Source organism: Paenarthrobacter sp. TA1.8, assembly GCF_048595705.1.
In the GTDB taxonomy this organism is placed as follows: Bacteria; Actinomycetota; Actinomycetes; order Actinomycetales; family Micrococcaceae; genus Arthrobacter; species Arthrobacter nitroguajacolicus.
The window spans coordinates 312,654-324,206 of sequence record NZ_CP184287.1 but is presented as its reverse complement, the minus strand read 5'-3'; the positions used below and the strand labels follow the sequence as shown (position 1 = coordinate 324,206).

General features: G+C 61.6%; 15 protein-coding genes. 9 read left to right on the top strand and 6 right to left on the bottom strand.

All coding sequences use genetic code 11. The features are described from left to right. Positions 1-95: 95 nt before the first annotated feature. From ACNAOT_RS01705 to ACNAOT_RS01685, 5 genes are all read left to right on the top strand, one after another. Complete coding sequence (locus tag ACNAOT_RS01705; RefSeq protein ID WP_420179782.1) at positions 96-428, top strand: hypothetical protein; 333 nt, start codon at positions 96-98, stop codon at positions 426-428. Between the two features lie 759 nt (positions 429-1,187). Then, positions 1,188-1,979 carry a DeoR/GlpR family DNA-binding transcription regulator gene (locus ACNAOT_RS01700; RefSeq protein WP_364307289.1) on the top strand — a complete coding sequence of 264 codons (792 nt, stop codon included), beginning with the start codon at positions 1,188-1,190 and terminating at the stop codon, positions 1,977-1,979. Continuing rightward, positions 1,976-2,968 carry a 1-phosphofructokinase family hexose kinase gene (locus tag ACNAOT_RS01695; RefSeq protein ID WP_420179781.1) on the top strand — a complete coding sequence of 331 codons (993 nt, stop codon included), beginning with the start codon at positions 1,976-1,978 and terminating at the stop codon, positions 2,966-2,968. The genes ACNAOT_RS01700 and ACNAOT_RS01695 overlap by 4 nt, the downstream gene beginning before the upstream one ends. After that, a complete protein-coding gene (locus tag ACNAOT_RS01690) occupies positions 2,965-4,980 on the top strand; it encodes a PTS fructose transporter subunit IIABC (RefSeq protein ID WP_420179780.1) in 2,016 nt (671 codons plus the stop codon). The genes ACNAOT_RS01695 and ACNAOT_RS01690 overlap by 4 nt, the downstream gene beginning before the upstream one ends. Before the next feature lie 55 nt (positions 4,981-5,035). Further along, positions 5,036-5,314, top strand: a complete 279-nt coding sequence (locus ACNAOT_RS01685) for an HPr family phosphocarrier protein (RefSeq protein WP_420179779.1) — start codon at positions 5,036-5,038, stop codon at positions 5,312-5,314. Between the two features lie 81 nt (positions 5,315-5,395). Here ACNAOT_RS01685 and ACNAOT_RS01680 read toward each other — a convergent pair whose 3' ends face one another. From ACNAOT_RS01680 to ACNAOT_RS01665, 4 genes are all read right to left on the bottom strand, one after another. Next, on the bottom strand, positions 5,396-5,983 hold the full coding sequence (locus ACNAOT_RS01680) for a TetR/AcrR family transcriptional regulator (protein ID WP_420179778.1): 588 nt from the start codon (positions 5,981-5,983) through the stop codon (positions 5,396-5,398). A 4-nt stretch (positions 5,984-5,987) separates the two neighbouring features. Further along, entirely contained in the window at positions 5,988-6,545 is a 558-nt protein-coding gene (locus ACNAOT_RS01675) for a hypothetical protein (RefSeq protein WP_420179777.1), read from the bottom strand. 100 nt (positions 6,546-6,645) lie between these two features. Then, positions 6,646-7,608, bottom strand: a complete 963-nt coding sequence (locus ACNAOT_RS01670; protein ID WP_420179776.1) for a DNA topoisomerase IB — start codon at positions 7,606-7,608, stop codon at positions 6,646-6,648. A 40-nt stretch (positions 7,609-7,648) separates the two neighbouring features. Then, positions 7,649-8,128: a Dps family protein gene (locus ACNAOT_RS01665; protein ID WP_024819119.1), complete on the bottom strand. Its 480-nt coding sequence runs from the start codon at positions 8,126-8,128 to the stop codon at positions 7,649-7,651. Positions 8,129-8,436: 308 nt separating this feature from the next. Here ACNAOT_RS01665 and ACNAOT_RS01660 point away from each other — a divergent pair, with 308 nt between their 5' ends. After that, on the top strand, positions 8,437-8,607 hold the full coding sequence (locus tag ACNAOT_RS01660; protein WP_017197102.1) for a hypothetical protein: 171 nt from the start codon (positions 8,437-8,439) through the stop codon (positions 8,605-8,607). Between the two features lie 108 nt (positions 8,608-8,715). On the opposite strand, the gene ACNAOT_RS01655 is transcribed toward ACNAOT_RS01660, so the two are convergent. After that, positions 8,716-8,940, bottom strand: coding sequence for a hypothetical protein (locus tag ACNAOT_RS01655; protein ID WP_420179775.1), 225 nt, complete (start codon positions 8,938-8,940; stop codon positions 8,716-8,718). 117 nt (positions 8,941-9,057) lie between these two features. On the opposite strand from ACNAOT_RS01655, the gene ACNAOT_RS01650 reads away from it, so the two are divergent. Genes ACNAOT_RS01650 through ACNAOT_RS01640 form a run of 3 tightly spaced genes read left to right on the top strand, consistent with a single transcriptional unit; the run spans position 9,058 to position 10,599 of the window. Then, on the top strand, positions 9,058-9,588 hold the full coding sequence (locus ACNAOT_RS01650; RefSeq protein WP_420179774.1) for a DUF6328 family protein: 531 nt from the start codon (positions 9,058-9,060) through the stop codon (positions 9,586-9,588). A 5-nt stretch (positions 9,589-9,593) separates the two neighbouring features. After that, positions 9,594-10,307, top strand: a complete 714-nt coding sequence (locus ACNAOT_RS01645; protein ID WP_420179773.1) for a DUF6766 family protein — start codon at positions 9,594-9,596, stop codon at positions 10,305-10,307. A gap of 25 nt (positions 10,308-10,332) precedes the next feature. Then, positions 10,333-10,599 (top strand): DUF7218 family protein, encoded by a 267-nt coding sequence (locus ACNAOT_RS01640; RefSeq protein ID WP_420179772.1) that lies wholly within the window; start codon positions 10,333-10,335, stop codon positions 10,597-10,599. 62 nt (positions 10,600-10,661) lie between these two features. Here ACNAOT_RS01640 and ACNAOT_RS01635 read toward each other — a convergent pair whose 3' ends face one another. Next, positions 10,662-11,528, bottom strand: coding sequence for a Ku protein (locus tag ACNAOT_RS01635; protein WP_091464695.1), 867 nt, complete (start codon positions 11,526-11,528; stop codon positions 10,662-10,664). Positions 11,529-11,553 lie beyond the last annotated feature (25 nt).

The window sequence follows — 11,553 nt, the reverse complement described above, 5'->3', positions numbered from 1 at the left end:
CGGCTCAGCCAGCGTCCAGAGTCCCGGACGAAGCACATCAACCACCCGATGAACCGCTTTGGTGCTCGCGCTGTAATACCGACCAGCACCTCCTGGTGAACTCAATTCAGTCGCACTATCCGCCCGCGCCCAACATGGTGGAAGTGGCGTACGAGTGCCATGTCTGCAGGTACTCCTACCAACATGTCGCCTCCGTGCGACGCGTGGCCGCGGTCCTGAACCGCCCCGGCGTCCCCCAAGGGGTTCTGCAATTCGGCGGCCAGTACCTCCACTGCGGTGAACCCATGAAAACCAAAAGCTGCGAGCTTCGCAGGGTCCAGGCACCCCTGGTGCTGACTCCGGGAGCGCAGCTGCGGATGTACGAGGTACTTATCAATACACGCATCCTCGGGTGCCACTGCGGCTTCCGCATGGAAATCCCGGACTGACATTGGAGACGGATGAGAGGCAGAGCCATGCGGAGCTACACCAACAATTCTGGAGCTAACGGGAGGGATAGCATGCACGCAGAATCACAACGGAAAGAACCTTTGACCACAGGTGGGAAGCTGGGGCAAGCCGCTAAGCGCCGCCTTCCGGATCCGCCGGATCCGGACAACCTTCCCATCGACTACCCGGGCTTGGGGTGGGACTCCAGCAGGTATCCCTCTACTGTTCCAGGGAGCCTTCGGCCGCAACACTCCACCCACCGGCAGAGCGCCTGATCATGAGTGGATTCCCGTCGGACCCATCGCATCCTGATCCCACCCGCGAGCCAGGACCCACTCCTGAGCCCGTTCCGCTGCCGGAACCAGGGCCGCCACCCGTCCCGGACCCCACGCCAGGACCCACAGTGCCCTCGCCACCGACGCCGGGACCGCCAACGCCGGGAGAACCGCCTGGCCCTTTGACCTAGCCGAGGCCGGCAAGGAAACCAGGCAGGTTCACTCCATAGACCGGATCCCGTATTTATCCCCCAGTCGGGATCCGAACGAGGGCATGCCGCGCTACAGGGAGCGCGGCATGCCCTTTTCGTGCGCCTGGAGTCTTGTGCTGTCCAGACTTGTCCGCATCCGCATCTGTGTTTATGTTGATTTCTATTGACTTACCAACATAAACAAAGATAGAGTCAAGCAATTCCACATCGTTGTGACAGCAGTCACTGATGTGGCTGCACTGATACGCAGCTTGACCGCTATGGAGGGTAAGTGTTCGCCGAAGAACGCCAGCAACTGATCTCCGCACTCGTCGCAGAGCGCGGACGGGTGAGCGTCACTGACCTTGCCGACCGTTTCAGCATCACCACTGAGACAATCCGCCGCGACCTTGCGGCCCTTGAGGTTTCCGGGAACCTGAGGCGCGTTCATGGCGGCGCCGTCCCCTCTGACCTCCTGAGCACCCGCGAGGAGAGCATCCTCGAGCGCGCCGTCCAGCGTCAGGTGGAAAAACTCCGCATTGCTAACGCGGCACTCGCCCTGATCCCCCAACTCACCACGGGCAGCGTCCTCCTGGACGCGGGTTCCACCACCGAAACCCTCGCCGACCTTCTGGCCCAGCGCACGCCACCGGCCAACGGAAATGATGAGCTCGTGGTCATCACGCACGCCATCCCCATCGCCGGCAAGCTCTCCTCCACGCAGGGCATAGCACTCCAGATCCTTGGCGGGCGTGTCCGCGGACTGACGCAGGCCGCCGTCGGCCAGTCAACCGTGGAGGCAGCTCACAAACTCCGCCCGGACATCGCCTTTGTTGGTGCCAACGGCATCCATGCAACCTTCGGGCTCAGCACCCCGGATCCCGAAGAAGCCGCGGTGAAAGCCGCTTTCGTCACGTCAGCCCGCCGTGTGGTGGCCCTGGCCGACTCCTCCAAACTGGACGCCGAAACCCTAGTCCAGTTCGCCACCCTGAAGGATGTTGACACTTTGATCACAGACAGCGAACCGTCCGCGGAACTCGCAGCAGCCTTGGCCGATGCCGGCGTAGACGTGGTGATCGCATGATCATCACTTTGACCGCCAACCCCAGCCTGGACCGCACGGTGGAGCTTCCCGGAGCCTTGGCCCGCGGCGAGGTTCAGCGCGCGGTGGCCGTCCACCAGGAATCCGGCGGAAAGGGTGTCAACGTTTCACGGGCTCTGGTTGCCTCTGGCCTGGCCACCCTGGCAGTCCTCCCGGGCGCCGATTCGGATCCTGTGCTTTCGGGGCTCCACGACGGCGGCGTACCGTTCGCGGCGCTGCCCATCGGTCAGGCGTTGCGCAGCAACGTCACGCTCACCGAACCGGACGGTGTCACCACCAAGATCAACGAACCCGGCCCGGAGCTGAGCGGAGAACAGCAGGAAGCCCTGATCGGGCTGCTGCTGGAACGCTCCCGTGGCGCCAGCTGGGTGGTTCTCGCAGGTTCACTCCCACCAGGAGTGCCTGCGGATTTCTACGCCACCATCGCTCGTCGACTCCGGTCGAACGGGGACGGAACGGCGGCCCCAAGCATCGCCATTGATTCCTCCGGGGCGCCGCTCGCGGCCGCCTTGGTGGGCGATGCCGCAGGAAAGCCCGACCTCCTCAAACCGAACGCGGAAGAGCTCGCAGAGCTGGCCGCCGCCGCCGGTTTTACCAACGTCTCCACTGCTGACGAACTGGAAGCAGATCCGGCCAAAGCCGCTGAAGCTGCAGCCGCCGTCGTCGCCAGCGGTGTAGGTGCCGTTCTCGCAACACTCGGGTCCAAAGGAGCAGTCCTGGTGACGGCGGACGGAGCATGGTTCGCCACGCATCCGCCCATCAAAGCCGTCAGCACGGTGGGCGCCGGGGACTCTTCATTGGCCGGCTATTTGCTGGCTGCAACCCAAGGTGGCTCTGCGCAGGACTGCCTTCGTCAAGCCGTGGCACATGGTGCCGCTGCTGCTTCGCTGCCGGGCTCCACTGTCCCGGCAGTCCACCAGACAACCCCCAATGCCGTAACCATCACGGCCCTCCAGAAGGACTCACAGTGACCCAGCTGATCACACCCCAATTGGTCACCCTCGACCAAAACCTGGGCGACTCCCCTGCCGACGTCATCCGCGTCCTGGCTGGCAAAGTTGCCGCCTCCGGCCGTGCTTCCGAGGTTGAAGGCCTCTTCGCCGACGCCTTCGCCCGCGAGCAAAAGACCGCAACCGGCGTCCCCGGCGGAATCGCTATTCCGCACTGCCGCTCTGCCGCTGTCCAGGAGCCTGCCCTTGCCATGGCCCGCCTGTCCCACAAAGTGGACTTCGGCGCCAAGGACGGCCCCGCTGACCTCATCTTCTTCATCGCAGCCCCGGACGGCGCGGACCAGGAGCACTTGAAGCTGCTGTCCAAGCTGGCCCGATCACTGATCAAGAAGGACTTCACGGCAGCACTGCGCGCGGCTGCCACTGAGCAGGACATTGTGGACCTCGTTGACGGTGCACTGGCCGATAAGCCTGCGGCCGCACCTGCGGAGGCTGCGCCGGTCGCCGCTGCCGCAAGCACGACGACGGCTGCCGCACCCAAGCGCATCGTGGCCGTGACCGCTTGCCCCACAGGTATTGCGCACACGTACATGGCTGCCGACTCGCTGGTTGCCGCCGCCAAGGAAATGGGCGTCGACCTTCAGGTCGAGACCCAGGGATCCTCAGGCGCGAAGCCCCTGGACCCGGCAGTGATCGCAGCAGCTGACGCGGTGATCTTTGCCGTCGACGTGGACGTTCGCGGCAAGGAACGTTTCGCCGGCAAGCCGGTCATCAACGCACCAGTCAAGCGGGGCATCGACGAACCCACCAAGATGGTCCAAGAAGCACTTGCAGCTGCCGACGACCCCCGGGCCCGCCGCGTTCCCCATGCCGGCGCTGAAGATCAGGCTGAGCGCGATGAGGAGGAGAAGGGCGAGCACATCGGCCAGAAGCTGAAGCGGGCACTCCTCACCGGCGTGAGCTACATGATTCCGTTCGTAGCCGGCGGTGGCCTGCTGATTGCCCTGGGCTTCCTGCTGGGTGGTTACGACATCACCGAGGTGGCCGACAAGGTGGTGCTGGAGAACAACTTCGGCAACCTGCCTGAAGGTGGCCTTGCTATTTACCTCGGTGCAGTCTTGTTCAAGATCGGAGCCCTGTCCATGGGCTTCCTGGTCCCGGCCTTGGCTGGCTATATCGCCTACGCCATCGCCGACCGCCCAGGTATCGCACCGGGCTTCGTTGCCGGTGCCGTATCAGGGTTCATGGGTGCCGGGTTCCTCGGTGGCATCGTAGGCGGTCTCCTGGCCGGCTACGTCGCACACCTGATCGGGACGTGGCAGGTGCCGCGCTGGCTTCGTGGCCTGATGCCCGTCGTCATCATCCCGCTGCTTGCCTCTATCGTCGCTTCGGGCCTGATGTTCCTGGTCCTCGGCGGTCCCATCGCTGGCCTGACCGTAGCTCTGAACAACTGGCTGACCGGCATGAGCGGTGCTTCCGCAGTGGTTCTTGGCATCATCCTTGGCCTTATGATGTGCTTCGACCTCGGCGGTCCCGTGAACAAGGTTGCCTACGCCTTCGCCGTGGCCGGTTTGAGCGCCGGCAGCGCCGACAACCAGGCACCCTGGCTGATCATGGGTACCGTGATGGCTGCGGGCATGGTTCCGCCGCTGGCCATGGCTCTCGCCACGGTCCTGAACAAGAAGCTCTTCACCCTCAACGAACGCGAAAACGGCAAAACAGCCTGGCTGCTGGGCGCATCCTTCATCTCCGAAGGCGCCATCCCGTTCGCAGCAACTGACCCACTGCGCGTCATCCCGGCCAGCATGCTGGGCGGCGCCCTGACCGGCGCCCTCTGCATGGCCACCGGGGTCACTTCACAGGCTCCCCACGGCGGGTTCTTCGTCTTCTTCGCCATTGGCAACCTGCCGATGTTCATCATCGCCATCGTGGCTGGAATGGTAGTCAGCGCCCTGGCGGTCATCGCCCTCAAGCGCTGGGCCGTCAAGAAGCCGGTAGAAGCGGAAGCCGCACCGGCCACCGTCAGCGTCTAGACTTCCCACAAAGCCAAGCCTCTCAACAGCCACCTCTTTCAACAAAGGAGCACCAATGCCAGAACGTACAGCCACCATCGCAAGCCGCGTCGGCCTCCACGCCCGCCCGGCAGCCATTTTCGCCGAAGCAGCTGGAGACCTGAATCTTGACGTCACCATCGCACGCCAGGGCGAGCCCGCGGATGACGCCATGGACGCCGCGAGCATCCTGTCACTGATGAGCCTTGGCGCTTCCCACGGCGATGTCGTGGTGCTGCGCGCCGAAGGTGAGGGTGCGGATGCAGCCTTGGACAGCTTGGTGAAGATCCTCGAAACGGACCACGACGCCGAGTAGGGTCACCCAAACCCCTCAGCGACACGCAAAGAGCCTGGTGCCACCCGGATATGGGTGGCACCAGGCTCTTTCTGTGTCCGCCTAAGGACCGGCGAGCTCGTCAAGGTGGCGCGAGAGCACGCGGAGCATCGGACCCGCCTCCGGGAGTTCACCGCTCCACAATCCATGCATCGCGATCCCATCCAGGAGCGCACGCAAGCGCTGGGCTTCATAGTCGGGGTCGCGCCCCGGGTTGAACTGTCCCGCTTCGGCCAGGAGCTGGAGGGCAACGTAACAGACGCGCTCGACTCCCTCGCTAAGCCTCATCGCAGCAGGGCGAAGTGCACTATCCGTCAGTGAGAGGACACCAAGCTGCACCTGCGCCACGAGTTCCAGCCGCCGTTCCTTGTCGAGAGGAAGCAACTGCAGGAGCAAGCCATCAACCAAGGCCCGGCCAGTGAGCTCAAGGGCGGCGATTCGGGCGGTGACCCGGTCCTCAATGAGTTGCAGGCAGAACTCCCTCAGGGCATGTTGCGTGGCAAACGCGCGCCTCAGTGAAGCAGCGGCGATGCCCGCTTCCGCTGCCACCCCGCGCACGGAAAGGCCCGAAAGACCCTCACGTTCCAGCACCCGCAAGGAAGCTTCCGCTATTGCTGCGCTGCGTGCCTCTGCATCGATTCTCCGGGGCATGGTTTCAGCGCGACAGGGTAGCAGCGGGAATAGTGCGGGCGGCTTTCTTCGGCCAGATCGTGTAGCTCAAGGCCCAGAGGAAGTCGATTGCGAAGATGATCCCCAGGATGCGAAAGAAATCCGAGAGGGCAGAGGTTCGTGCAGCGTCGTTGACCAGGAAGATGATGGCTCCCAGTGTCCCCGCAGCGATGGCCACTGCCAACGCAGTCAAAAGCACATCCCGCCAGCACTTGATCGTGTAGCGGGTTCCTGTGACTCGTTCCGGCACAGGTCCGCCCGCGAAGCGATATTGGAAGTGCGCATCAGCCCATGCCACCATCCGTTTGCCGTAAGCAATGGAGACGCCGATGTAAATCGCCGCCAGCCCGTGCTGCCATGATGCCGTTCCCCCGCCCAGCAGATCCAAGGAGACTAGGGCAAGCAGGACAGCGTCAATCACCGGAGCAAGGATCAGGAGAGCACCGCCAAGGCGAGGCCTCCGCAGCAGGTAGCGCGCTGCGAGTCCGGCGATAATCGCCACCCAGAACGCAACTTCGCACACCACGATCGCGATCAGAATCATTGACTGCTCCCCAAGGCTTGTCACACCGAACGTTATTAGTACGAGTGTACTCACAAGTTCATGGGAGCCGGCCGCTATGGCTTGCTGGTGAAACCTTGGGCTACGTCCTCGACGTTTCGCCGTTAAGGAAGGCGGCAACAGACGCCTCTGTGGGCTTCACTTCCGTGAGCTTGCCCGAGAGGTAGGCCTCGATGATCCTTGGGTCGACGTATGAAGAGCGGGCCACCGACGGGGTGTTGCCCAGCAACTCCGAAGCTTCCTTGATGGCCCGCACTATCGCTTGGCGTGGTGTGCCCTTATGTCCGGACTTGATCAGGCATAGCGCCGCAGCCGCAGTGCCCTTCCACGTCCGGAAATCCTTGGATGTGTAGGCTTCGCCGGCGATACCGCGCAAGTATTCATTGATCATGGACGCGTCAACGGAAACCCATGACCCGTTGGCTTGGTACGCCAACAACCTCTCTTTACCTGGCCGCTGCGCAAGGGGCTCAAGGAAGGCTGCCAGAGCGGGGTCGTGGATGGATGTGTCCCACAACTGGCCGCTCTTCCCAGGGAACTTCAGGAAGACGTCCTGCCCCTCCACCCGGGCGTGGCGGCATCGGAGTGTGGTGAGCCCATAGGAGCCGTTCTGCTTCATATAGATCTCGGAGCCGACGCGGAGCGCACCCAGATCCATGAGCCGTACCGCCGCGGCGAGGGTTTGTTGCCTGGGATCTTCGGTGTTCTGCAGGTGCACCGTCACATTGCGCCGTATTGCGGGAAGGACAAGGCCCAACTTGGCTGCCCGAAGGAACTTCTCGGTGTCCTTACGTTCCCGCCACCGGGGATGGTAGATGTACTGGCTGCGTCCTGCACCATCAACCCCGGTGGCCAGAATGTGGCCGTGCTCGTAGGGGCTGATCCATACATCGGTCCACGCAGGCGGGATCGCCAGCGCATTAATGCGCTGGCGATCCTCTTTGCTAACCAGGCTTCCATCCGGATGCCTGTAACTGAACCCTTTTCCTACCTTGCGGCGGACGATGCCGGGCTTGGACAGGTCACTGCGCTTAAGCCGGGGCACGGTTCTTCCGCCCTACTCTGACCGAGCCGGTCCGGTAGGTCTAGGCCTCGTCCGGATCCGTCACGGCAGCTCCGGCATTCATGATTTCGGCGTTAATCATCCACACCAGCTGCTCAAGGCGGGAGATGAACGCGTGCAGCAGGTCCGCCGTCGTGGGGTCTTCCTCGTCAACTTCGTCATGGACGTCGCGCATGGTCTGGACTGCGCGCTCAACGCGGTCAGTAACCAGCTTGACGGCGTTCTTGGTGTTGACCAGACCGGCCGGGAATTCTTCCAGGCGCGTGCCCTTGGCGATGGTCGCGCTGCGGCCATCGGGCAGGGCGTGGAGTGCTCGCATGCGCTCGGCGGTGTCGTCTGCGAACTCGCGCGTGGCCACTACAAGCTCGTCCAGCTGGAGGTGTAGGTCGCGGAAGTTCGGACCCACGATGTTCCAGTGCGCCTGCTTTCCCTGGAGCTGGAGCTCAATAAGGTCTGTCAGGACGATCTGAAGGTTGTCTGCAAGCTGCTGTGACGCTTTCATGTGTTCCTCTCATGGACGTTCATGTGAGCCAAAACGCGCCGCAAAATGTCTGCGGCAACTGCCCAATCATCAGGTGACGACTTCAATAAGCCTTTCATAAGGTTGCTTAGTAGTACAATGGGAAGTGTTACTGTTCACGACTGGCGAACTTCACCACAAGGCGAAGACCGGTATGTGATACACGAAAAGGCACTTTGAGGCCGTGGAACGCCTCCAAGTACCGGCATAACTAAATCGAAGTAAATCGGAATGCATAGTTGGGAATCGGCGATTCATCAAAGATTCCCCGAGAAAGGAATGTGCTGACCATGAATACGCTTCTGATCATTGCTGGTGTAGTAGCAATTGTTCTTCTCCTGGTGGGCGGCTTCACCGAAGCCCTGAGTTGGTTGCTGTGGGTAGGCGTCATCCTCCTCGTCATTGCGGCCATCGGCTGGTTGCTGAGCTTCATGTCGGGTCGCAGGGGACACACGGTATAAACCAGAACCGGACATACCCCACCCGGATTTAACGGGCAGGCCTTAAGCACTTACAGACAGTGAGGGCTGTTCCCACCACTGCATGTGCACGGGAACCGGCCCCCGGCTTCACCCGTCGCCCTCGGCGCCTTTACCGGTTGCTGAAGGCGGCGGGGCCGCATCAGGGTCTTGGGGTGTGGGGAACTCGTCACCCGGGGCATCGGGGACTCCCTGGGCCGGCCGTTCCGGCGTCTCGCGTTCATCACCCTGACCAGGCATTTCCTGTTCCGGAGTGGGTGTGCCGTAGCCGCCGGGTTCGCTCTCAGGGTCCACGCGGTGTTCGTCCTGGTTCATTGCTTCCTCCTTGGAAATCCGATGAGGCCCCGATAGAAAAGATCGAGGAATGCTGACAGTTCGACCGTAGTCCCGTGCATGGTCGTCGTCCACCAAAACCACCACGGAGGTGCACAAATGGTAGAGCCGGAGCAGGCTCCCAGGATCGGCAGGAACGAGTCCACCGAGGAACGGATGGACCGCAACTGGATGGAATTGATCCAAGAGTTACGGGTTCTCCAGACAGGGGTACAGATCCTTGGCGGTTTCCTGCTCACGCTCCCCTTTCAGGAAAGATTCGAACTCCTGGACGACTGGCAACGGAACCTCTACCTGTTCAACGTGATGGTGGCAGCGCTAACCACAGTCCTCATCGTGCTGCCCGTCAGCGTTCATCGCCGTTTGTTTCGTAGGGGGCTCAAGGCCACCTTGGTCTCCAGCGCCGATATTGTCACCAAGTGGGCGTTGGCTGGAGTGGCGTTGTTAATTGTTGGCTCGGCCACCTTGGTTTTCGATTTCACCGCCGGACGGACCGCCGGACTTGTGGCCGCCGGATTCATCATTCTGGTGCTGCTGCTCCTTGTAGTGGGCGCTCCTCTATGGCTGCACCGCCGCGCCATCCGAAACGGCGACGGCAACGGCAACAACGGAAAAGCAAAGGACGCGTAAGGAAGATGCTGCGGCCCTCCAAACACCAGGAGACTTCCGGTAAAGACAACAAGCCGGCCCGCCATTGGATCAAGGACCATGGTTTGCTGTTGGTCAACGCAGGGCTGTTCGTCGTTTTCCTCGGCGGCATGATCATCTCAGGGGCAGCCCATTACAGCGAAGAACAGCAAACGCACGGACAACCGGCAACCGGCATTTCCGATTTCCTGACTTCCGGCAATTTCTGGGAAGCCGTCTTCGAGAACTGGGAGTCGGAGTTCCTCCAGATGGGCATGTACGTGGTCCTGACGGTCTTCCTGTTCCAAAGGGGCTCCTCTGAATCAAAGCCCGTGGACAAGGACGCCCCTCAGGACGAGGACCCGCGAGACGCAAAGATGACAGCGAAGACGCCTTGGCCTGTACGCCGGGGTGGCTGGGTCCTGAAGGTCTACGAGCACTCACTTTCGGGCCTGCTAGGCCTGCTTTTCCTGCTCTCGTTCACCTTGCATGCTTTCGGCGGCACAGCCGCTTACAACGACGAACAGCGCAGCCATGGCCTCCCCGAGGTCTCCACGTGGGAGTACATCGGTTCCAGCCAGTTCTGGTTTGAGTCTTTCCAGAACTGGCAAAGCGAGTTCCTTGCTGTGGCCGTGCTGGTGGGAGCTTCCGTATACCTCCGCGAAAGAGGCTCACCGGAATCCAAGCCGGTCGCCGAGCCACACTACGAGACGGGCGCCTAAACCAATTCAGAGAAAGGAAGGCATCATGCCTGGAAAGAAGAACTCCAGTTTGAAGGACCCCAAACTTTATGAAGAGCTCCGCGAGGATGGCGCATCCAAGGAGAAGGCTGCCCGCGTCTCGAACGCTGCCGCGGCCAAAGGCCGCAAGGAAGTAGGACGCAAGGGCGGAAAGTCCGGTGATTACGATGACTGGACTGTGGACAAATTGAAAGTCCGAGCCAAGGAACTTGGCCTCAAAGGCTATTCAGACAAGAAGAAATCCGAGCTCATCTCGATGCTGCGGAACCACTAAAGCCAACAAAAGCAGCGGCCACCTGGACGGCGGCCGCGCTTTTATGGAATTACGACGCCGGTTCACGCCTTTTTCTTGGCCCGAGCCTTTGGTTTGCTGGCAGTTTTGCTGGCGGCAGCGGCGTCGTCGTCCGCCTTTTCCTTGCCGCGTTTCTTGTCCAGGCTGCGTTTGAGTGCTTCCATAAGGTCGATAACGTCCCCACCCTCGCCTTCTCCTTCCACCGCGCCGAAGGTGGCCTCGGTGTCCAGGGCCTCGCCCTTCTCCAGTTTGGCCTCGATCAGCGTTCGGAGCTGCGCTTGATAGTCATCGGTATATTCATCGGGGTCAAAGTCGTGCGCCATGGATTCCACCAGGGCGGAGGACATTTCCAGTTCCTTGTCGGAGATCTTGATGTCGGTCTCCAACGACGGGAACTTGGCCTCGCGGACCTCATCGCCCCACAGGAGTGCCTGCAGCAACAGAACGTCCCCACGCACCCGCAGCGCCCCCAAACGGGTCTTCTGCCGCAGCGCGTACTGGACAATCGCGATCCTGTCCGTGTCCTCCAGCGTCTGCCGGAGAAGCATGTACGCCTTGGGCGATTTGGAGTCCGGCTCCAGGAAATAGCTGCGCTCGTACATGATGGGGTCCAGCTGCTCGGCGGGGATAAACTCCACCACCTCAATTTCGCGGCTGTTCTCTTCAGGCAATGATTTCAATTCGGCAGACGTCAGGACCACTGTCCGGCCTTCTTCTTCGTAAGCCTTGTCGATATCCTCGTACGCCACAACCTCGCTGCAAATTTCGCACTTCCGCTGGTACCGAATGCGCCCACCGTCCTTATTGTGGACTTGATGCAGGCCGATATCGTGATCCTCCGTGGCACTGTAGAGCTTCACTGGTACGTTGACCAGACCGAACGCGATAGATCCCTTCCATATGGCCCTCATGCACCCAGTCAACAGCACAACACAG